The 21,457-nt window shown below is 73.0% G+C and carries 20 protein-coding genes; 14 read left to right on the forward strand and 6 right to left on the reverse strand.

The window, feature by feature from the left end; translation table 11 throughout:
• Positions 1-216 precede the first annotated feature (216 nt).
• From thrS to ACZ56V_RS14160, 4 genes are all read left to right on the forward strand, one after another.
• Positions 217-1,440 carry a threonine--tRNA ligase gene (thrS, locus tag ACZ56V_RS14145; RefSeq protein WP_468942231.1) on the forward strand — a complete coding sequence of 408 codons (1,224 nt, stop codon included), beginning with the start codon at positions 217-219 and terminating at the stop codon, positions 1,438-1,440.
• 110 nt (positions 1,441-1,550) lie between these two features.
• The gene (locus ACZ56V_RS14150; RefSeq protein WP_398911560.1) at positions 1,551-2,531 is read left to right on the forward strand and encodes a nucleoside hydrolase; all 981 of its coding nucleotides are present in this window, start codon (positions 1,551-1,553) and stop codon (positions 2,529-2,531) included.
• A 100-nt stretch (positions 2,532-2,631) separates the two neighbouring features.
• Positions 2,632-4,302 carry a glycoside hydrolase family 13 protein gene (locus ACZ56V_RS14155; protein WP_468942234.1) on the forward strand — a complete coding sequence of 557 codons (1,671 nt, stop codon included), beginning with the start codon at positions 2,632-2,634 and terminating at the stop codon, positions 4,300-4,302.
• A gap of 135 nt (positions 4,303-4,437) precedes the next feature.
• Positions 4,438-5,301 (forward strand): hypothetical protein, encoded by an 864-nt coding sequence (locus tag ACZ56V_RS14160; protein WP_468942236.1) that lies wholly within the window; start codon positions 4,438-4,440, stop codon positions 5,299-5,301.
• Positions 5,302-5,326: 25 nt separating this feature from the next.
• Here ACZ56V_RS14160 and ACZ56V_RS14165 read toward each other — a convergent pair whose 3' ends face one another.
• Positions 5,327-6,676 (reverse strand): helix-turn-helix domain-containing protein, encoded by a 1,350-nt coding sequence (locus ACZ56V_RS14165; RefSeq protein ID WP_398911555.1) that lies wholly within the window; start codon positions 6,674-6,676, stop codon positions 5,327-5,329.
• 112 nt (positions 6,677-6,788) lie between these two features.
• Between ACZ56V_RS14165 and ACZ56V_RS14170 the strand changes: the two genes are divergently transcribed.
• Together ACZ56V_RS14170 and ACZ56V_RS14175 are read left to right on the forward strand one after the other, a co-directional pair.
• Positions 6,789-6,971, forward strand: coding sequence for a hypothetical protein (locus tag ACZ56V_RS14170; RefSeq protein WP_467378844.1), 183 nt, complete (start codon positions 6,789-6,791; stop codon positions 6,969-6,971).
• Between the two features lie 382 nt (positions 6,972-7,353).
• Positions 7,354-8,037: a hypothetical protein gene (locus ACZ56V_RS14175; protein ID WP_468942240.1), complete on the forward strand. Its 684-nt coding sequence runs from the start codon at positions 7,354-7,356 to the stop codon at positions 8,035-8,037.
• A gap of 15 nt (positions 8,038-8,052) precedes the next feature.
• Here ACZ56V_RS14175 and ACZ56V_RS14180 read toward each other — a convergent pair whose 3' ends face one another.
• A complete protein-coding gene (locus ACZ56V_RS14180; RefSeq protein WP_467378841.1) occupies positions 8,053-9,120 on the reverse strand; it encodes a serine/threonine-protein kinase in 1,068 nt (355 codons plus the stop codon).
• A gap of 64 nt (positions 9,121-9,184) precedes the next feature.
• Positions 9,185-10,444, reverse strand: a complete 1,260-nt coding sequence (locus tag ACZ56V_RS14185) for a PP2C family protein-serine/threonine phosphatase (protein ID WP_398911551.1) — start codon at positions 10,442-10,444, stop codon at positions 9,185-9,187.
• A 77-nt stretch (positions 10,445-10,521) separates the two neighbouring features.
• On the opposite strand from ACZ56V_RS14185, the gene ACZ56V_RS14190 reads away from it, so the two are divergent.
• From ACZ56V_RS14190 to ACZ56V_RS14200, 3 genes are all read left to right on the forward strand, one after another.
• On the forward strand, positions 10,522-11,019 hold the full coding sequence (locus ACZ56V_RS14190) for a hypothetical protein (RefSeq protein WP_467378839.1): 498 nt from the start codon (positions 10,522-10,524) through the stop codon (positions 11,017-11,019).
• A 72-nt stretch (positions 11,020-11,091) separates the two neighbouring features.
• Complete coding sequence (locus ACZ56V_RS14195; RefSeq protein ID WP_398911548.1) at positions 11,092-12,012, forward strand: hypothetical protein; 921 nt, start codon at positions 11,092-11,094, stop codon at positions 12,010-12,012.
• Positions 12,013-12,056: 44 nt separating this feature from the next.
• Positions 12,057-12,446: an ADP-ribosylation/crystallin J1 gene (locus ACZ56V_RS14200; protein WP_468942245.1), complete on the forward strand. Its 390-nt coding sequence runs from the start codon at positions 12,057-12,059 to the stop codon at positions 12,444-12,446.
• Between the two features lie 9 nt (positions 12,447-12,455).
• Here the strand turns inward: ACZ56V_RS14200 and ACZ56V_RS14205 are convergent, their stop codons facing one another.
• Positions 12,456-14,534 (reverse strand): PhoX family protein, encoded by a 2,079-nt coding sequence (locus tag ACZ56V_RS14205; protein WP_468942248.1) that lies wholly within the window; start codon positions 14,532-14,534, stop codon positions 12,456-12,458.
• 264 nt (positions 14,535-14,798) lie between these two features.
• Here ACZ56V_RS14205 and ACZ56V_RS14210 point away from each other — a divergent pair, with 264 nt between their 5' ends.
• The 3 genes from ACZ56V_RS14210 (at position 14,799) to ACZ56V_RS14220 (ending at position 18,386) form a co-directional block, all read left to right on the forward strand.
• Entirely contained in the window at positions 14,799-16,181 is a 1,383-nt protein-coding gene (locus ACZ56V_RS14210; RefSeq protein ID WP_468942251.1) for a VWA domain-containing protein, read from the forward strand.
• A gap of 120 nt (positions 16,182-16,301) precedes the next feature.
• A complete protein-coding gene (gene metG / locus ACZ56V_RS14215; protein ID WP_468942253.1) occupies positions 16,302-17,918 on the forward strand; it encodes a methionine--tRNA ligase in 1,617 nt (538 codons plus the stop codon).
• A 102-nt stretch (positions 17,919-18,020) separates the two neighbouring features.
• Positions 18,021-18,386, forward strand: coding sequence for a PH domain-containing protein (locus ACZ56V_RS14220; RefSeq protein ID WP_398911540.1), 366 nt, complete (start codon positions 18,021-18,023; stop codon positions 18,384-18,386).
• An 11-nt stretch (positions 18,387-18,397) separates the two neighbouring features.
• On the opposite strand, the gene ACZ56V_RS14225 is transcribed toward ACZ56V_RS14220, so the two are convergent.
• Complete coding sequence (locus ACZ56V_RS14225) at positions 18,398-18,610, reverse strand: DUF397 domain-containing protein (protein WP_398911539.1); 213 nt, start codon at positions 18,608-18,610, stop codon at positions 18,398-18,400.
• Positions 18,607-19,482 carry a helix-turn-helix domain-containing protein gene (locus ACZ56V_RS14230; protein ID WP_468942257.1) on the reverse strand — a complete coding sequence of 292 codons (876 nt, stop codon included), beginning with the start codon at positions 19,480-19,482 and terminating at the stop codon, positions 18,607-18,609. The genes ACZ56V_RS14225 and ACZ56V_RS14230 overlap by 4 nt, the downstream gene beginning before the upstream one ends.
• A 386-nt stretch (positions 19,483-19,868) precedes the next feature.
• Here ACZ56V_RS14230 and ACZ56V_RS14235 point away from each other — a divergent pair, with 386 nt between their 5' ends.
• Complete coding sequence (locus tag ACZ56V_RS14235) at positions 19,869-20,750, forward strand: helix-turn-helix domain-containing protein (RefSeq protein WP_467378824.1); 882 nt, start codon at positions 19,869-19,871, stop codon at positions 20,748-20,750.
• A 52-nt stretch (positions 20,751-20,802) separates the two neighbouring features.
• Positions 20,803-21,408 carry a Uma2 family endonuclease gene (locus ACZ56V_RS14240; RefSeq protein ID WP_468942259.1) on the forward strand — a complete coding sequence of 202 codons (606 nt, stop codon included), beginning with the start codon at positions 20,803-20,805 and terminating at the stop codon, positions 21,406-21,408.
• The last annotated feature ends 49 nt before the right edge of the window (positions 21,409-21,457 follow it).

Genomic DNA, 21,457 nt, shown 5'->3' on the forward strand with positions numbered 1-21,457 from the left:
TGCGGGGCGGCTTCCGTCCGGACGAAACCCGCTCGCGCCCGCGCCCGGCCCCCCGTACGGTCGCTCTCATGAAGCGCGCCTGCCTGTTGTCGATGACGACGCCGGGGACCGTCCCGGCGCGCTGACTGCTGACCAGAAGTCCGAAGCCCCGGGGCGAGTGCCCCGGGGCTTCGCCGCGTGGTGCTCGTCCTGTGGACCGTTCCGAGGGAGACCACCATGCACCACGAGGACCACCGGCGGCTCGGCCGCGAACTGGCGCTGTTCGACACCGATCCCCTCATGGGCGCGGGCCTGCCGTACTGGCTGCCCGACGGCGCGGTCGTCCGCCACACCCTGGAGGAGTACGTCCGCGAGGCCGAGCGCCGGGCCGGCTACCGGCACGTCTACTCGCCCGTCCTCGGCAAACGCGAGCTGTACGAGATCTCGGGGCACTGGGAGCACTACCGCGACGACATGTTCCCGCCGATGGAGCTGGGCGCCGAGGAGGTCGTGCTGCGGCCGAGCCTGTGCCCGCACCACGCCCTGGTCTACCGCTCCCGCTCCCGCAGCTACCGCGAACTGCCCCTGCGCATCGCCGAGCTGGGCGCGATGTACCGCTCCGAGCCGTCCGGCGTCCTCGGCGGACTGACCCGCGTGCGGGCCATCCACCTCAACGACGCGCACATCTTCTGCACCCCGGACCAGGCCGCCGACGAGGCCCGCGCCGCCCTCGGGCTCATCCGCCGCGCCCACGCCGACCTCGGCATCCGGGCCGCCCGCTACCGCCTGTCCCTGCCGGGGCCGGGCGGCAAGTACGTCGCCGACCCGGAGCTGTGGCGGCGGGCCACCGCGCTGCTCGAAGAGGCCCTGGACGGACTGCCGTACGAGGCGGTGGAGGGCGAGGCGGCCTTCTACGGCCCGAAGATCGACGTGCAGATCGAGGACCTGGCGGGCCGCGAGTCGACCCTGTCGACCGTCCAGATCGACTTCCACCAGCCCGAACGCTTCGGCCTGCGCTACACCGCCCCCGACGGCACCCGGCACCGTCCGGTCATGGTGCACCGCAGCGTCATCGGCAGCGTGGAACGAGCGGTCGCCCACCTGATCGAGGCGCACGGCGGCGCGTTCCCGGCGTGGCTGGCCCCGGTGCAGCTGGTGGTGCTGCCGGTGGCCGCGGCGCAGCGGGAGGCGGCGTACGCCCTCGTACGGCGGGCCGCCGAGCTGGGTCTGGGGGCCGAGGTCGCCGACCCGGAGCGCGGCAGCCTCGGCGCCCGGGTCCGGGCGGCGCGGAAGGTGCCGTACCAGGCGGTGATCGGCGCGCGGGAGGCGCAGGACGGCGACCTGGTCGACGTACGCCTGCGCGACGGCCGCCGCCCGGGCCCGCTGCCCGGCGCCGAGTTCCTGCGCCGGGTCACCGAACGGGTCGAGGCCCGCGGCCCCGGACTGTGGCCGTCCGACTGAGCCCGCACTCCAGCCGAAGCGGACCCGCACACCGCCGAGCCGGGGGTCCGGTCACGTCCGCGTAAGGTCGCCGCATCGGCGTCCCCCGCGAAGTACAAGGAGCCCCGGCCGTGAGCACCGTCTCCGAGCAGCAGCAGCCCATTCCGGTGATCATCGACTGCGACACCGGCATCGACGACGCCCTGGCGCTGCTGCTGGCGGTCCGGCACCCGCGCCTGGACCTGCGCGCGGTCACCTGCGTGGCCGGGAACACCGACGTGGCGGGGGTCGTACGGAACACGCTGACCGTGCTGGAGCGGGCCGGTGCTCCGGAGATTCCCGTCGCCCGGGGTGCCGAGCGGCCGCTGATCGAGGGCGTGCGCACCGCGCGGCACGTGCACGGGGCCGACGGCATGGGCGACCTCGGGCTGCCCGCGCCCACCCGTGCCCCCGCCGACGTGGACGCGGTGACGCTGCTGCGCCGGGAGATCCTCGCCTCCCCGCGCCCGGTCACCCTGATCCCCACCGCGCCGCTGACCAACATCGCGCTGCTGCTGCGCACCCACCCGGAGGTCACCGGCAACATCGAGCGGATCGTGTTCATGGGCGGCGCGGTGGCCACCGGGAACGCGACGCCGGTCGCCGAGTTCAACGTGTGGCACGACCCGGAGGCCGCCGCGATCCTGCTCACCGCCGGGGTGCCGATCACCATGTACGGCCTTGACGTGTTCGAGCGGGTGGTCGTGCCCGGCGCGGACGTACGGCGGCTGCGCGCGAGCGCCGAGCCCGGCACCCGGCTCGCCGGGGAGCTGCTCGCCCACCGCGGCCCCGCCACCGACGCCGCGGACCCCGGCGGCGGCCTCGGCGACGCGGGCGCGGTCTGCGCGGTGATCGACCCGGCGGGCCTGACCACCCACCGGCTGCCCGTCGAGGTGTCCCTGGCCCCCGGCCCTTCCCGCGGCCAGACCCTCGTCGACCGGCGGCTGCGCGTCGGCGAGTCCGAACTGCACGACGGCATGCGCGAACAGCCCCTCGTCGACGTGGCCCTGGACGTGGACGTGACCCGGTACGTGGACCTGTACCTCAGCACGGTCGAGCGCACGGAGGCGTAATCACCGGCGCGTCGCGGGCGCGCGGGTTCGCTTTTCGGGTGATCTGGACAGACGTACCAGATCAGTTCGTGCCGCCCGCACGTACCGCGAAGGAGGCCGCGTGACCGTACGCAGCACCGCCAGCACCCCCGATCTGTCGTCCAAGGACCCCAACTGGTGGCGGCAGGCCGTCATCTACCAGGTCTATCCCCGCAGCTTCGCCGACGCCGACGGCGACGGGCTCGGGGACCTGCGCGGCGTCACCCAGCGCCTGACCCACCTGGCCGCCCTCGGCGTCGACGCCCTCTGGCTCAGCCCCTTCTACCCGTCCGAACTCGCCGACGGCGGCTACGACGTCGACGACTACCGCGACGTCGACCCCCGCCTGGGCACGCTGGACGACTTCGACGCGATGGCCGCCGAGGCCCACCGGCTGGGCCTGAAGGTGATCGTCGACCTGGTCCCCAACCACACCTCGCACCGCCACGCCTGGTTCCGGGAGGCCCTGGCCGCCGGTCCCGGCTCGGCCGCCCGCGACCGGTACGTCTTCCGCGACGGCCGCGGCGCGCACGGCGAACTCCCGCCCACCGACTGGCAGTCCGTCTTCGGCGGCAGCGCCTGGCAGCGGGTGCCCGACGGACAGTGGTACCTGCACCTCTTCGCCCCCCAGCAACCCGACCTGAACTGGGAGAACGAGCAGGTCCGCGCCGACTTCCGCACCACGCTGAAGTTCTGGTGCGACCGGGGTGTCGACGGCTTCCGCGTCGACGTCGCGCACGCGCTGGTCAAGGACCTGACCGAGCCGCTGCGCGACCTCGGCGCCCCCGAGCTGAGCGGCGAGGCGGCCCTCGCGCAGTTCGCGCCGGGCACCCACCCCTTCTACGACCGCGACGACGTCCACGAGGTCTACCGCGACTGGCGCAAGATCCTCGACGCCTACACCCCGCCCCGCACGGCCGTCGCCGAGGCCTGGGTCCCGGGCGCCCGGCGCGTGCTGTACGCCCGCCCGGACGAACTCGGCCAGGCCTTCAACTTCGAGTACCTCCAGACCGGCTGGGACGCGGCCGAGCTGCGCGAGGTCATCACCGGCTCGCTGGCCGACGCGCGGGCCGCCGGCGCCTCGGCGACCTGGGTGCTGTCCAACCACGACGTCGTCCGCCACTCCACCCGCCTGGTCCTGCCGCCGGACACGGACACCGACGCCTGGCTGCTGTCCGGCGGCCACGCCCCCGCCGTCGACCCGGCGGCCGGGCTGCGCCGGGCCCGCGCGGCGACGCTGCTGATGCTGGCGCTGCCCGGCTCGGCGTACCTCTACCAGGGCGAGGAGCTGGGGCTGCCCGAGGTGGCCGACCTGCCCACCGAGGTCCTCCAGGACCCGATCTGGGACCAGACCGGCCACGTCCGCAAGGGCCGCGACGGCTGCCGGGTGCCGCTGCCCTGGACGACGGAGGGGCCCTCGTACGGCTTCGGCGCGGGCGGGGCGTGGCTGCCGCAGCCGCCGGGCTTCGCGGCGTACGCCGTCCAGGCCCAGGACGGGGTGGCGGGCTCGACGCTGGAGCTGTACCGCACGGCCCTGCGGCTGCGCCGCAAGCTGCTCGACGGCGAGGCGCTGACCTGGTCGGACGACGTCCCGACGGGGGTGCTGCGGTTCGACCGCTCGGACGGCTGGCGCTGCGTCACCAACCTCTCCGGCACCGCGGTGGACCTGCCCGCCGGTGAGGTGCTGCTGAGCAGCGCGCCGCTGGAGGACGGCCGGCTGGGCCCGGACACGACGGTGTGGCTGGGCCTGTAGCCGGGCCGGTCGCGGTCGCCGGGCGCTCTCACCCGGACGGCCGCGCACGCTGGTGGCGCGGCGGGGACGGTGGTGCCGTGGAGGGGTGACCGATCCTGAACGGCGCCGGTCGCACCGGCCCGCCAGGAGGCACCGATGCAGCACGCCCCCGCCGCCCGTCCGTCGCCCGTCCCCGCCGCCCGTCCGCTGCTCGGCGCCGCGCTCGCGGCGGTGCTGGCGCTGACGGCGACCGCCTGTGCCGTCGGCGGGCGGGGGACGGACGGGCCGGCCGGCACGGCGCCGCCGGCCGCGCGGTCCCCGGCCGCGCTCGCGACACCGGGCCTGCCGCCGGTGCTCACCCGGGGGCAGGCGCGGGCGGCCCTGATCACGGCGGCCGACCTGGGGGAGTCCTGGGAGCCCACGCGGGGTGCCGCGACCTGGCGCGACGGGCTGCTCAAGGCCACCGCCGGACGGTCCGACTGCCGACGGCTGCTGGACGTCCTCTACACCGAGGACCTCTTCGGCACGGACGCCGCCACCGCACCCCGGGCCGCGGCCGCCCTGGACGACGCGGACGGCGGGGCCCAGCTGCACTACCGGGTCACCTCCTACCGCGCCGCCGACCTGGAACGGACGCTGGCCTGGCTCGGGACGCTGCCGGAGACGTGCGGGCACTTCGCGGCGCGGGCCGCCGCCCACGGCACCACCCGGGACGTCCGGGTCACCGAACTGCCGCTGCCGGACGCGGGGGACGCCCGCCGGGGCCTGCGGGTCACGCTGGGCGACGCGGCGCCGGACGAAGGGGCGGACGACGGGACGGACACAGAGGCGGAGCCGGAGGCGGAGCCCCGGGGCGGGGTCCTCACGGTGGACCTCGTCGCCGTCCGCATCGGCGACGACGCGATCAGCCTCACCAACGGCACCCTCGGCGAACCGGCCGACGACGCCACCCGGACGTCCGTCGAGGTCGGCACCGGACGCCTGACGGAGGCACGGCGACAGGGCCGGGCCCAGGTGTGATCCCCCGGCAGGGCGCCGGCCGGGGCTACAGCGGCGGCTGGGCGGGCGCCGGGCCCAGGGTGGTCGTGCCGGGGGCGGTGCGGTGCCCGAGGCCGGTGCGGTACGCGTCCAGGGCCGCCTCCACGCGGCCGGTGCGGCGCAGCAGGTCGCCGAGGAGCCGGCACAGGTCGGCCAGGTCACCGGCCGCGCCGGCCCGCTCCAGCAGGCTCAGCGCACGGACGTAGTGCTCCTCGGCGGCCTCGGTGTCCCGGGCGTCCTCGGCGATGATGCCGAGCAGCCGGTGGGCGCCCGCGGAGTGCACGGCGCCGCGCTCGGAGGAGAGGTCGTCGAGGACGCCGTGCAGCAGGTCCGCGGCCTCCTCGGACTTGCCGCGCCGGTGCAGCACGTCGGCCAGTTCGACGGCGACCTGGCTGCTGTAGAGGGCGGCGCGGGTCGCCGAGAGCATGTCGAGGGCCTCGCGCATCTCCGCCTCGGCGCGCGGGAGTTCACCGTTCTGGGCGCAGACGTAGCCCCGCATCCAGTGGCAGTTGGCCAGCTCGGTGCGCAGTTGCAGCGTCCGGTACAGCTCGGCCGCCTTGGCGAGCGAGGCGTCGGCGTCGGCGAGGCGGCCCTCGGCGAGCAGGGTGCGGGCGACGGAGCGGTGCATGCGGGCCACCAGGGCGGGGTCACCGGCGCTGGGGGCGAGGGAGAGGGCGAGTTCGGCGGCCTGGGCGGCGCGCGCGTGGGCGCCCATGTCCATGTACGGGCCGATCGCGCTGGCGTAGAGCAGCAGCAGCGCGTCGGGGTCGTGCAGACCGCCGCGGTTCAGCTCGTCGAGGGTGGACTCCAGCAGGTAGACGGCGTAGCGCAGTTCACCGGCGAGGTAGTGGGCCAGCGCCCGTCCGCGCAGCGCGGGGACCCGGGCGGGCAGCGGGGCGCCGGCCTCCACGAGGCACTGTTCGGCCCGCTCGAAGTACTGGCGTCCGGCGGTCAGTTCGCCGGTCTCCACGGCGCACTCCCCGAGCCCGAGCAGCGCGGCGGCCCGCTCCTCGGCCAGTTCGTACGCCTCGGCCTCGGCGAGCAGCCCGGCGTACTGGTCGGCGGCCTGTTCGGCGCCCTCGGTGGCGAGGGTGCGCTGTGCCTCGGTGAGCCTGAGCCGCAGGTCGGTGGCGAGGTGGGCGGGGCGTCCGGTGGCCAGCTCGTCGTAGCCGACGCCGAGCCGCTCGGCGAGGTGCCGCAGCGCCTCGTCGGAGGGGCGGACGCGGCCGGCCTCCAGGGTGGAGATGTAGGCGGGGGTGTAGGCCGGCTCCGCGAGCTGGCGCTGGGTCATCCCGCGCTCGGCCCGCAGCCGCTGCACCCGGCGTCCGATGGCGTTTCGGTCGTCACGGTCCCCCACTGCCAACTCCCCATGAGGCTCTTGCCGTTCGGCTCGGACGGCTCTAGGTTAAACGGTGTATTAAGCGCGCTTAACCGTGCTTGACACACTCCCTCATCCCCCAGAGGACGCCGTGCCCGTACGCTCCCGCACCGCCGAACGTTACGCCAGAGCCCTTGCCGCGGCCGTCGCCGCCGTGGCCTGCCTGCTGCTGGCCGGGAACGCGGGCCCGACGGCCGCGACCGGCTACCACGCCCCCGCACCGGCCGAGGAGAGCGCCTCGGACCTGGGCGAACCGGCCTCGGTGAACCGTTGAGGGGCGTGGGGGCGGCACCGGGGGCGACGGACACTGCCCCGACGGGCACGGATCGTGCCCCTTGCCCGCTCCCCGTCGGCGCTCCGACAGACAGACAGGTCAAGCCCTGACGGGATCCGGCGCGGAGAGGAACGGACGTGCGGACACACCACCGGGACGAGGAACGGGAGTCCGCCGCGGCACCACGGCGAACCGTCCGCCGCGCCGAGCAGGACCCGGGAACGGCTCGGCTGCTCGGTCTGCAGGAGAGCGCCGGGAACGACGCCGTCACGGAGTCGCTCCGCCGGTCCGGGCATCCGGGCGCGCTGCACGGGGCCCCGTACAGCGGGCGCCGAAGCGCGGCCACGAGGAGAGCACCGAGGGCGAGATCGATCCGCTCGCGGTGAGCATGCTCGGGCACGAGGACACCTACAAGGGTGGCAGAGGACGCAAACTGCCGAAGGACCGCGAGCAGGCCGCGTGCTGGGAGTGGGCGGTGCGCGCGGCCACGGACGACACCGGAATCTCCCACGGCGACTGCTGGGAGTACCTGACCAGCATGCCCTTCGTCGACGACAGCAAGCTCGACCAGCTCGCTCCCGCGGTCAAGGCCGAACTGGGCCAGCTGCGGGCCTCCATCACGGCCGCCGGACTGGCCTTCGACCCCGACAGGGTGCGGCCACCCGCCGAAGGGGACGTCCGGCCGTTCATGGAACAGTCGGTGCGCGCCTTCGTGACCTCCCACGGCCTGCGGATCGCCACCGACCGCCCGGCGGCCTGGGTCGTGTGCAATTACAAGGTGAGCGCCGGTGTCGCCGCCCCCGACCACTTCTGGATCAAGCTGCCCGATCCGAACACCGGCGCGCGTGTGGTGCTCCAGACCGTCCCGGACATCCCGTACGTCGAGGCGGGCGGCCCGGAACTGCGCTGGCACGAGAAGGACAGCGTGAAGGAACGGCAGAGCGAGCACGAGGAACACCGGAAGATCGAGGTACCGGTCGCCGCGCTCAAGGGCCGGCACACCCAGATCATCAACGGCATCCTGGAGTCGGGCCGCCGCACCCGGGCCAGGGCCGGACGCGCCTAGCGGGTACCGGTCGGCTCAGCCCTGGGTCTGGAGGCGGCTCAGTTCGCGCTGGACGTGGTCCAGGGCGCCCTCGCGGCGGCCCGGTACCCGGCCGCGCAGCGCGGCGAGGGCCGCGCCCAGTTCGCGGGCCCGTCCGGCGTCGCGGATCAGCCCCCACTGGTGGTGCGCCCGGTCGACGGCCGCCTCCACGGCGGGCGCCTGCGGGGGCTGCCCGGCGCCGAGCCGGGCCTCGGCCACCGTCAGCCAGGTCCGGCAGCTGCGCACCGGGTCCCCCGCGAACATCGCCAGGTCGGCCCGGACCTCGGTCCAGTGCAGCGCGTCCTCGGACGCGGGCCCGTGCGCCTGCGCCGCGGCCCGCTCGTGCCGGGCGGCGAGCGCGTCGGCGTCACCGTGCCGCCGGGACCGCACGGCCGCGGCGATGACGGCGTGCGGATCGCCCGCCACCGGCCCCGGCGCCGTCAGCACCAGGTCCGCACCGCTGCCCGCGGTGTCGGCCGCGGCCCGGGCCAGCGCCTGCTGGTGCAGCTCGTCCGGCGGCGGCCGGTGCCCGCTGCGCAGGATCGTCGCGACGCCCCGCATGTACGACGGGACGGCCACCGTCCGCCGGGCCGGCGGGGGCGCGATGCGACCGTAAACGGCGTTGTTGCGCCCGGAGTCCAGCGGACTGGTCCGCAGCCACTGCCAGGTCTCCTGGTCGGCGTGCAGGTCGAGCAGCAGCGTCGTCGCGCCGCTCGGCCGCAGCCGCAGCTCCTCGCGGATCCAGTGCCAGGGCAGTGCCGTGTAGCGGACGGTGGACGGCGTCGTGCGGGCCAGCGCCAGGTGCGGCAGGCGCTGGCGCCGGTCCAGCTGGAGCTGCCCGGCGATGTAGACCGTGAGCGGCCCGGGGGCCGCCGCCGCGGCCCGCAGCCGGGTGAGGACCGCCTGCGGCTCCAGCGGGTCGGCGAGTTCCACGACGTTCGCCGTGTCCGTGCCGGAGAGCACGGCGGGCGGCACCGCCGCGAGCACGGGAAGCACGGAGGCGGCGTCCACCAGGCACCCACGGCCCACGGGCGACGCCGCGAGCAGCAGCACGGTTCCGGGCATGTCCCCTCCCCCTGTCGATCACGTACGGCAGCACCGTAACCGCTGCGGCTGCACAGCGGGGCACTCAGCCGTCGGCGGCCGGATCAGGACCGGCCGGTGTCCGCCGTACCGCGAAGACCGTGGTGTCGTCGGCCACCCGGCCCCGGCAGTGCCGCAGCGTGCCGTCCCGTACCAGGGACACCAGCCGCGCGGGCCCGGCGCTGCGCGGGTCGACGGCGAGGGCGAGGGCGATGTCGTCGGCCGGCCGGTAGAAGACCCCGGCCGGGTCGCGGGCCTCGGTCACCCCGTCGGTGACCAGCAGCAGCGTCTCGTCCGCGGCCAGACGCAGCCGGTGCACCGGCGGCGTCCCGGACCGGCCGGTGGGCGCCAGTTCGGCCATGCCCAGCGGCAGCCCGCCCACGACCGGCAGCACGCGCACCCCGCGGGGACCGACCGCCATCGGGGGTTCGTGGCCGAAGACGACGGCCTCCACGACGTCCGCCAGACCCGGCGGGAAACCGATCAGTACGGCGGTGGCGAACCGGTCGCCGTCGGCCCGGCCCAGGGCGGCGGTGTGCCCGCGGTGGCGCACCATGCGGATCTCCAGGCGCTCGGCGACCGTCCCGAGGTCCGCTTCGTGGTAGGCGGCCTCACGGAAGGTGCCGAGCAGCGCGGCGGCCGTTTCCACCGCGCCGAGACCCTTGCCCTGCACGTCGCCGACGAGGACCCGGGTGCCGTGCGGTCCTGGCTGGATGTCGTAGAAGTCGCCGCCGACCCGGGCCTCGCTGTCCGCGGAGAGGTACACGGCGGCGTGGTCGAGGCCGCCGAAGCCCACCGGGAGCGGACGCAGCACGGTGCGGCGGGTGGTGTCGGCGATGTCCCGCATGTGCAGCATGCGCCGCTCCCCGCCGACCCGGAACCCGGCGGCCACCACGGCGATGGCACCGCCGAGGACGACGAGGACCAGACCGGGCAGCCCGGTCTCGTCGCGGTGCTGCCAGACGGTGTCGGCGCAGACGTAGACGCCGATCGCGAGCAGGGCGAGCACGGCCGTGCCCCGCACCCCGCAGATCGCGGCGGCGACGCCCGGCACCAGCACGGTCCAGGAGATGATCTCGAAGGCGCCGGTGGTGATGTCGCCCGCGGTGATGCCGATGAGCAGCAGCAGCGGGAACACCCAGGCCACTGTGCGCCCGCGCACACTGAGCAGCTCGTGCCGGGACACGGCGTCGCCCCGGCCGGCGGCGTGCAGGAGCCGCCCGAGCGGCCGCCACCGGGCGCGCACCGGCCTGCGGACACGACCCCTCACGGGCCCCAGCGAAACACGCGCCCGACCGCCCCGCATCCCGACTTGCCGGCCGGCACACCCAGGTGTGCCCTGGTAGACGGGGGCAGAGGGGGCGAGGCGAGAGGAGTGCTCTCATGGCTCACGCGGTACCCACACGCGGAACACCCACCGGCACCCGCACCGGCCCGGGCACGGGCACGTCCGGGCCCACGACGCCCGACGTCCTCGGCGAGCGGACCCACCTGCTGGCGAAGTGGGCGATGCCCCTCGCGATCGGCCTGGTCTACGGCTACTGGGCCGCGTCCATCCGCCGCCACGGCGGCCCCGTCACCGGCTGGAACCTGCTGTTCGGCTTCATGACGGTGCTCGCGTTCGCCCTCCTGTGGTACGTGGTCCGCGCGGTGGCCGACCGGCTGCCGCGCGAGGGCCACGCGGTGCTGTGGGGGGCGTTCGCGGGCAGCGCGCTGGGATTCCTGTACTCGGGCAGCGGCGTCGCCATGTTCACCTGCATCCTGGTGTCCCTGCTGCTCGCGGCGGCGGTGACCGCCGGGCTGTACTACCACTACGCCACCCACCAGGACGCCGAGGAGGCGCGGGCGGCCAGACACGGCACCCTCACCCGCACCACCTGACCGGATCGTCCCCGGGGGCCAAATGCAGTCACGCCGGTCGCCCGGCGGGGGCGCGGGGGTTTGCCTGGGAGGGTGTCCCCCCGCCTCCGGGGCGCCCTGTCGGCCGTCCTGATCGTCCTCGCCAGCCTGCTCGCACCGTGCGCCACGCTGGCGGGCTGGGCCATGCACGGGCCGGCCGACACGGGCCGGTACGTCGCGGCCATGGCCCCGCTCGCCGACGACCCGGACGTACGCGACGCGGCCGCCGACCGGCTGGGCGCCGGGTTCGCGGGCTTCGTCGACGAGGCCACGGCCGGTCCCGTGAGCGGCACCGTGCGGCTCTTCGTGCGGGACGCGGCCCGGTCGTTCACCCGCACCGAGGCCTTCCACGAGGGCTGGGACGCGGCCAACCGCACCGTCCACGCCGCCGTGCTGCGCGCCCTGCGCGACGACGGCGCCGCCGGACGCGCGGTCACCGTCGACCTGGCCCCGGTCACCGAACGCGTGCGGGACCGGCTCGCCGAGGACCACGTGCCCTTCGCCCGGCGCATCCCGGTCCGGCACACCGCGGTCACCGTGCTCCCGGCCCACCAGGCGGACCGGCTCAGGAAGGGCTACCGCGTGCTCGACGTCGCCGCCTTCTGGCTGCCGCTGGCGGCCGTCGTCTTCGCGGTCACCGGCATCGCGGTCGCCGCCTGCCGCCGCCGCGCCGTCACGGCCGCCGGGATCGGCACCGCCCTCGGCGGCGCCCTGCTCGCCCTCGCCGTACTGGTCGGCCGCCGGCTCACCGTGGCGGAACTCCCCGGCCCGGTGGACGGCCCCGCCGCGGGCGCCGTCTACGACGCCCTCACCCAAACCCTGCGCACCGCCTCCTGGCTCCTCGTCGCCCTCGGCCTCACGGTCGCCCTGGCCTCCTGGCTCACGGGCCGCTACGGGCGCCCGCCGCGCCACCGGCCCCCCGCGGAGCCCCACGGCGAGCCCGCCCCGCCCCGGCCCACCCGCACCCGGCTCTGAACCGCTTGGCGGGGCCCGCACCCCGGCGGCCAACGTCGCCGAGCATGACCGAGCCCGAGCCCGAGCCCGAGACGAAGACCGAGAGCGGCACGACGACCCTCTGGCGGCCCACCGGCCCCGAGGAGCTGGCGCCCGTCGAGGCCTCCGGCTGGACGGCCTGGCCCCCGCGCCTGCCCGAGCAGCCGATCTTCTACCCGGTCCTCAACGAGGACTATGCCGTCCGCATCGCCCGCGACTGGAACGTCCCCGCCTCCGGCTCGGGATACGTCACCCGCTTCGAGGTCGACACCGCCTTCCTGGCGCGCTATCCCGTACGCCAGGCGGGCGGCGAGACCATCCTGGAGCTGTGGGTCCCCGCGGAGGAGCTGCCGGAGTTCAACCGGCACATCGTGGGCCGCATCGAGGTCGTCCGGGAGTTCCACACACAGGCGTAGGGCGGTCGCTCAGACGCCGATGTCGCGGCCGTCCGCGCGCCACACCGCCACGACCGCCGGGCGCACGATCTTCCCGGGCCCGTCCGGCCAGGTGCTGGCCGGCTGCTCGACGGAGGCGCCGTCGACCTCGCCCGGGTGCTGCACGGCGACCAGCACCCGCCGGTCCTGGACGAGCGGACCGCAGGTCTCCGCGCCGGTCGGCACGGTCAGGAACTGCTTCAGCTCACCGCGCCGGTCGCCCTTGGTCGCGACGCCGAAGAGCCCGTCGTGGCTGCCGAGCGCGTTGCCGTCGGTGGAGATCCACAGGTTGCCGTGCTCGTCGAAGGCGACGTTGTCGGGGCACGAGATCGCGCTGACCCGGTCCTTCGGGAAACCCGCGAAATAGGTCGCCGGGTCCTCCGGGTCGCCGGCGACCAGGAACAGCGACCATCCGAAGCTGGTGGCGTCGGCCCGGTTCCAGCGCTCGGTCAGCTCCAGGACGTGGCCGTGCTTGTTGGCGTTGCGCGGGTTGGCCTCGTCGGGGCCCGCGTAACCGGCCTTGCCCCGGTTGGTGTTGTTGGTGAGGGCGACGTACACCTTGCCGGTGGTCGGCGACGGCTCGATGTCCTCGGGCCGGTCCATCTTCGTGGCCCCGACCTTGTCCCCGGCGAGCCGCGTGAAGACGCACACCTCCTCGGCGCTCATCCCCTCGACGTGCGAGACGGCACCGCGCTCCGTGGCGGTGACCAGCGGAATCCACTCGCCACCGCCGTCGAACTCGCCGTCGCGCGGCAGCGTGCCCGTACCGTCGATCTCGATCGCCGGGGAGTCGCCGTTGAGCTTGGCGACGTACAGGGTGCCCTCGTCGAGCAGCGAGAGGTTGTGCTCGCGCGCCCAGCGGGAGGTGCCGTGCCGCATCCGCTTGCTGCCGACGAACTTGTAGAAGTAGTCGAACCGCTCGTCGTCGCCGGTGTAGACGACCGGCCGCCCGTCGTGCGTCAGCCGCACGGTCGCGGCCTCGTGCTTGAACCGGCCGAGCAGCGTGTGCTTGCGCGGCGTGGACTGCGGGTCGTACGGGTCGAGTTCGACGACGTAACCGAAGCGGTGCACCTCGTTCGGCTCCCGGGCCACGTCGAAGCGCTTGTCGAACCGCTCCCACTTCCGCTCGGTGGCACCGGTCCCGATGCCGTACCGCTTGTCGGTGGCGCTGGAGGCGTTGGCGAAGTACTGGTTGAAGTTCTCCTCGCCGTGCAGCGTCGTGCCCCACGGGGTGGTGCCGCCGGAGCAGTTGTTGAGGGTGCCGAGCACCTTGCGGCCGGTGCGGTCGGCGGAGGTCTTCACCAGGTCGGACCCGGCGGCCGGGCCGGTCAGCCGGAACTCGGTGGTGGCGGTGACCCGCCGGTTGAGCCGATGCCGCGCCACGGGTGTCAGCCGCCCGCTCCTCCTTTCCTCCTCGACGGCGACGACGGACAGCCCGTGCGCGGCCCAGGCGATCTCGACCTGCTCACGGGTCGGGTTCTCGGGGTCGTAGCCGCGGAACATGAGCACCTCGTCGGTGTACTCGTGGTTGGCGACGAGGAGCCGGCGGTCGTGCTCGCCCCGCAGCGGCAGCAGCGCGAGGAAGTCGTTGTTGTACCCGAACTGCCCGGCCTGCGCCTCGGCGGTCTGCCGCTCGGCGTCGAAGGCGGGCGCCCCGCGCAGAATGGGTTCACCCCAACGGATGACGACGTCCTGCCGGTACCCCTCCGGTACGGTCACGGCGTCGTCGGTGTTGGGCGCGACGGGCGTGAACCGCAGCCCCCGCGCACCGGACGCCTTGGAGGGCCTCCCGTGTCCCTTTCCGGCCGCGGGCGCGGCCTGCGCCGACGGCGCCCCCGCCACGCCGACGGCCCCGGCACCGGCCGCGGCGACGGTCACGACGGCGGCGGCGCGCATCATGGAACGGCGGCTGAGCGCACCGGCGATGACATCGCCGGCGTACTCGTTGGAGCTGGTGTTCGGCACCTCGTGGAAGCAGGCGTCACCACACCGGAAACGGCAGGTCATCGCGGACCGGCCGCCAGGATGCGAACCGGACGGCGTCCCGATCAACGGCAGGAGTTTGCGCACTGTGTTCTCCCCTTGAGAATCCCTGTATGCCCTGGTGTCAGCGCGACCGTAGGTGCACATACGTGCGGGGACCGGGCGTCGCGGTGAACGGAGGGTGAACCCGCGGAATCCGTGGGGGAATTGCGGCTGCGTCTCGATCCCGCCTTGACGCGTCGCCGCCCGCATGTCAGACCCTGCACAAGATCACAAGCCGGGACCGCTAACCTTACGTGTCCGTCCTGGCCAGGGATTGACGGCACCAACTCACCTCGAAGGGTTGCGCTCATGGGCATTCTCACTCTCCTGCGGAACGCGTTCGGCCGCTCACGCAAGGAACGGACCGCACAGGCGGAGGGTGCGACGCAGGAGACGGCACCGCCGGTCACCGAGCCGGAGCCGAAGCTCCCGTCCCAGCCCACCGCACCCCCGGAGCCGGCCGGGACCCCGGACCAGCCGGAGTCCTCCCAGATCCCCGAGCCCCGCTCGGAACCCACCCCCGACGAGCACGACCTCGTCAAGGCCGCCTTCGCCAACATCACGGTCCCCAAGCCAACGGACCTCCCCTCGGACACCACGCCGACCCCGGAACCGAAGCCGACCCCGGAGCCCGTGACAGCCCCGGAGCCCGTGGCAGCCCCGGAGCCCGTGGCAGCCCCCGAGCAGGAGGCGAAGCCCGAGCCCGAGGCAGCCCCGGAGCCCGTGACAGCCCCCGAGCAGGAGGCGAAGCCCGAAGCGGAGACGGAGCCCGAAGCGAAGCCGAAGGCCAAGTCGGAACCCGAAGCCGAGGCGGAGCCGAAGGCTGAGCCGACCACCACCCCTGAACCCGCACCCGCCGACGGCGAGGACGCCCCACAGGGGCCACCAGCACCCGACAACGAAACCAGCACGGGCGGTGCGGGTGGGAACACGGACGCCGAAGGCGAAGCCGAGGCGTCGAAGCCCACCGACCAGCCGGAGGCACCCCGTGGGAACACGGACGCCGAAGGCGAAGCCGAGGCGTCAGGGCCGGCCACACCCCCCGCGAAGCTCCGCTCCCGCGCCCCCGCCCTCACCACCGCCTACAAGGCAGCCGGCACCACCCTGAAGAAATACAATCTCACCGGCACCCGCGCCAAGATCCACCTCGTCCTCGACCGCTCCGCCTCCATGCGCCCGTACTACAAGGACGGCTCCGCCCAGGCCCTCGCCGAGCAGACCCTCGCCCTCGCGGCGCACCTCGACCCCGAGGCCAAGGTCCCCGTCACGTTCTTCTCCACGGAAGTGGACGGCACCGGCGAGCTGACCCTCACCGACCACGAGAACAAGATCGACGAGCTGCACGCAGCGCTCGGCCGCATGGGCCGCACCAGCTACCACGCCGCCGTGGAGGCCGTCCTCGCCCACCACACCGAGAAGGACGCCCCCGGCACCCCCGTCCTGGTGGTCTTCCAGACCGACGGCGCCCCCGACGCCAAGACCCCCGCCACCCAGGCCCTCACCAAGGCGGCCGCGGACCACCCGAACGTCCACTTCTCCTTCGTCGCCTTCGGTGACCCGGAGAACAAGGCGTTCGACTACCTCCGCAAGCTCAAGACGGACAACGCGTCGCACTTCCTGGCCGGCGAGACTCCCAAGGAGCTGACCGACAAGGAGCTCTACGAGGGCGTACTGGCGACCTGGCGCCCGTAACCGCACCGCGACCGCGTGATCACGCACCACCCCCCGGGGGGTGGACGGGGAGCAGGACCCCCCGTCCACCCCCCGAAACGCGTGTGAGTCGATCTCCACGGGCCCAGTAGGATTTCGCCCATGGCGGCCACTGGAACCGAGAAGCAGGGGGCGAAGGCGTACTACGTCTCGACCCCCATCTACTACGTCAACGACGCTCCTCACCTGGGCCACGCCTATACGACCGTCGCAGGCGACGTGCTCACCCGCTGGCACCGCCAGCGCGGCGAGAAGGTGTGGTACCTCACCGGCACGGACGAGCACGGTCAGAAGATCATGCGTACGGCCGAGGCGAACGGGGTCACCCCGCAGGCCTGGGCCGACAAGCTCGTCACGGAGTCCTGGAAGCCCCTGTGGGAGCACCTCGACATCGCGAACGACGACTTCATCCGCACCACGCAGAAGCGGCACACCGACCGCGTCCAGGAGTTCGTGCAGGACCTGTACGACACGGGCGAGATCTACAAGGGCGGCTACGAGGGCCCGTACTGCGTGGGCTGCGAGGAGTACAAGCTCCCCGGCGAGCTGCTCGACGGCGAGGGCGAGTACGCGGGGCAGAAGCTGTGCCCGATCCACAAGAAGCCGGTGGAGATCCTCAGCGAGGAGAACTACTTCTTCAAGCTCAGCGAGTACAGCGAGAAGCTGCTCGCGCACTACGAGGCCAACCCGGGCTTCATCCAGCCCGAGTCCGCGCGCAACGAGGTCGTGAATTTCGTCCGCCAGGGCCTCCAGGACCTCTCCATCTCGCGCTCGACCTTCGACTGGGGTGTGCCGGTCCCCTGGGACGACAAGCACGTCATCTACGTGTGGGTCGACGCCCTGCTGAACTACGCCACGGCGGTTGGCTACAACGAGAACCCCGAGAAGTTCGAGTCGACGTTCCCGGCCGACGTGCACCTGGTCGGCAAGGACATCCTCCGCTTCCACGCGATCATCTGGCCGGCCATGCTGATGGCGCAGGGCCTGCCCCTGCCCGGGAAGATCGCCGCCAACGGCTGGCTGATGGTCGGCGGCGAGAAGATGTCGAAGTCCAACCTCACCGGCATCAAGCCGCAGGACCTGACCACGCACTTCGGCGTGGACGCGTACCGCTGGTACTTCCTGCGCGCGATCGCGTTCGGCCAGGACGGCAGCTTCTCCTGGGAGGACTTCTCCGCCCGCTACACCAGCGAGCTGGCCAACGACTACGGCAACCTCGCCTCCCGCGTGGCGGCGATGGTCAACAAGTACTTCGGCGGCGAGCTGCCGGCCGCGACGGCCGACGGTGACGCGGAGAAGGCGATCCACGACGGTCTGACCAAGGCGGTCGCGGAGGCCGACCGGAAGATCGGCGAGGAGCTGGACTTCCAGGGCGGCATTCTGGCGGTCTTCGACTTCGTGAAGCAGGTCAACGGCTACATCACCGAGCAGGAGCCCTGGAAGGTCGCGAAGGACGACAGCCCGGAGGGCAAGGCCCGCCTCGCGACGATCCTCTACACGGCCGCGGAGTCCCTCCGCGCGGTGGCGGTCCTCCTCAACCCGATCATGCCGGACACCTCCCAGAAGCTCTGGGACTCCCTCGGCGCCGAGCCCTCCCTGGGGGCCCTGGCGGACCAGCAGGTCCAGCACGCGGCGGACTGGGGCCGACTGCCGGCGGGCTCGACGGTCACCAAGGGCGCGGTGCTCTTCCCGCGTCTCGAGGAGAAGCCGGCCGCGTAACGCGCTCGCTACAGCAGGGGCCCGGGAGAGGCGGACGCTTCTCCCGGGCCCTCCGCGTTTGCGAAGATCGAACGAAGAACCAGCTCACGTGGGGGGACATCCATGGCACTGTTCGGCAACGCGCACAGCATCGATCCGGGCCAGGCGCAGCAGGAGTACGCGCGTCTGCTCGGCCACGGTGAGCAGGTGCACGCCGCCTACCTGCTGATACGCGACACCATCCTGTTCACCGACCGCCGTCTGATCCTGATCGACAAACAGGGCATCACCGGCAAGAAGACCGAGTACCACTCGATCCCGTACCGCAGCATCACGCACTTCGCGGTGGAGACGGCCGGCCACTTCGACCTGGACGCCGAACTGAAGATCTGGCTCTCCGGCTCCCAGGCGCCCATCCAGAAGACCTTCACCAAGGGCGTCGACATCTACGAGGTCCAGGCCATCCTGACCCAGTTCGTGGCCCGGTAGTACTCCGGACGTCAACTCCCGGACGCGTACGCCACGAACCCGGCCCACGTCTGCGCCGACAAGGCGAGGCGTGGGCTCGCGTCACGGTGCTTGGAGTCGCGGACGTGGACGGTGCCGGGCGTGGTCGCCACCTCGACGCAGGAGTCACCTTCGTTGCCGTCGCTGTAGCTGCTTTTGAACCATGCCAGTTCGGAGGCGTCCCCGGTGGGGCCCTTGTGGATCATGTGTCTCCCAGCAGTCGTTCGATGAAGGCCAGCGACTCCCCCGGCGGGAGTGCCTGCGCCCGGATGGTGCCATAGCGCAGCTCAAGAACGCGGAGGTGCCTGGGGTCGTGGATCGGCCGCCCGTTGAAAGCACCATCGGAGCGTCCCACGGCCGTTCCGTCCTCGAACTTCAGCAATTCGATCTTGCCGTCCAGACCGGGGTGGGTTTCGCGGTGCGTGGGCATCACCTGGAGGGTGACGTTACGCAACCGCCCCACCTCCAACAGACGTTCGAGCTGCTGTCGCCACACCATTGTGCCTCCAAGAGGGCGCCTGATAGGCGCCTCTTCCAGGACGAAGCTGATGGCAGGGGCAGGGTCCCGATCGAAGATCGACTGCCTGGCCATGCGAGCGGCGACCATGCGCTCGACCTCGCCTTCCGAGTACGGGGGTTGTCGTGATTCGAAAGCTGCCCTGGCATGCGCGGATGTCTGCAACAGCCCGCTGACGCTGTGGCACACGTACGTCCCGATCTCGACCGCCCGCGACTCCATCTGCGCCAGATCCCGCACCTTCTTCGGATACCGGACCCTCGCCACGTCCTCCTTCATCGCGGCGAGCAGCCCACCCGCCCCCAACAGCTCATCGGCCCTCTCCAGATACTCCGGCCGGGGAATCCGCTTCCCGCCCTCGATCTTGTAGACGAGGTCCTCGCCGTACCCCACGGCCTTCCCGAAGTCACCGGCCCGCATGCCCACCGCCTCGCGCCGCAGCTTCAACTGCCGCCCCACGGTGGCGATGACCGCCACACCCCACTCATCGTCCGGGTCCACCTCCCACCCCGGCTCGTCAGCCTCGGTCCTGAGCTGCCGAACCTCGCCGTCCACCGACATGCGCGCCCCTCCGTCGTACCGCTTCGTGCCAGCCACGCCCTACCCGTGAACGACCGCCCGACAAGCCCGGACACGACCGGACAGATCCCCCTCGGCCCGTCCCCGCAGCCACCGGAACCTGAGGTCCCATGCTCCGGTCCGACCTGCGACCCCTATGCACTACTCACTGGAGAGAAAGAACCCCACCAAACCCCACCCCCTCCCTCCCGGCACGCAGCGTCACTCCCGAGAGTGAATATGCCCAAGTGGGCTGGATATGCGCCCAGTTGCGTGCCCTACGCTCGGCGCCAGCAGCACACGACAGACAACCCCAGACATGCGACGGCCCCCGCCGGGACTGGCATCCCGATGCGAGGGCCTGACCACCGAGGAAGTAGGGCTTCCCGATGGACACCGAAAACCCTAGCGCGCCCCTGCGCGCCCAGTCCCGTATCGCGCGCAAAAACCACCCCGACGGGCCCGGGGGAAGACCGTTCGCCGGCGTCACCCACGACCACGTCCGCCACACCGAGAACTTCACGGTGATCGGCAACGACCTGGTGCAGCATCCGGAGCTGTCCGGGCTCGCCATCGGACTGGGCTGCTACATCCAGTCCGTGCGGCCGGGCACCGCCGTCGACATCAAGACGCTCGCCAACCGCTTCCCCGAGGGGCCCACCCGCATCGCGGCCGCCCTGAACGAACTCGAAGCCCACGGCTACCTGATCCGCAGTCGGGAGCGCACCGCCACCGGCCGGATCGTCACCCGCACGGTCTCCTGCAACAGGCCCGGTCACCGCACCACCGACCGGGAGAAGGCCCCCCGCAGGCCCTCCCGGCGGCGCACGGCCCCCGACGCGCCCGCGCCGCGCAAGCGCCTCCCCGCCGTTCCCCAGCCGTCGTGCACCGCTCCCGTCCTCCTCAGTGCAGCCGTCGACGTCCTCACCGGCCTGCGCCGCCACGACCCTCGGCTGCTCCTGTCCGCCACGGATGCCGAGCATCTCGCCCCGGGTGTCGCGGCCTGGCTGGAACGCGAGGTCCCCGCCACCGCCGTACGCCACGCCCTGACCGCGCACCTGCCCGACGAACCCCTGATCCGCCCGGCCGCCCTCCTCGCCCACCGCCTGGCGGCCCAGCTGCCGCCTCCACCGCCGTTCCGGGCGTCACCCTCGTCCGTCCCGGAGCCCCGCCACCCTCTCCAGACCTGCGACGACTGCGACCGCGCCTTCCGGAGCGCGCAGCCGGGCCGCTGCCGCGACTGCCGAACCGATCACCCGGAGGGCGCCTAGCATGAACGGGACGATCCTTGCCCCTGGGCACAGACGACGAGGAGCGAGCGCCATGACCATCGCACCGGACCACGCGCAGCAGGGCGCTTCCCACCGCTACCGGGCCATGCGGGATTTCGTTCAGTCCGCGGATGACACCCTGCCCGGCAAGTTCGAGATCACCCAGGAAGGGATCGTCCACGACATGATGGCGCCCGTCGGCCCGCATGAGCTGACCACTGTGCACTTGCGGAGACGCCTGGAGAGGGTGATGCCGGAGGAGATCGTGGCTCACACGGGCGAACCGGATGTCGAGGACGAGTGTCGGGGGCTCATGCGCCGGCCTGACGTCATGGTGATCACCATGGAGGACATGGATGTTCCGGGCTCGTTCGATCCCCGTACTCTCATCGCTGCAATCGAGGTCGTGTCCCGCTCCAATCCGGACAACGACTGGATCGCCAAGACTCGCGACTACCCCTTGATGGGCATCCCCGTCTACGCGATCTTCGACCCCCGCACAGGCACTGGCGCCGTATTCACCGACATCCACACCACCCCCGACGGCCCCCGCTACGCCACCCGCAAGGACTTCGTCTACAGCGAGGACGTCACCATCGCCGACTGGACCATCTCGACCCAGAACCTGCCGCTCTACCGGAGCGAGGACCAGGGGTGACGACGGCGAAGGGCCCGGAAGCGCTCTGTGCTTCCGGGCCCTTCGCTGC

Source organism: Streptomyces sp. NPDC034099 (genome assembly GCF_055575415.1).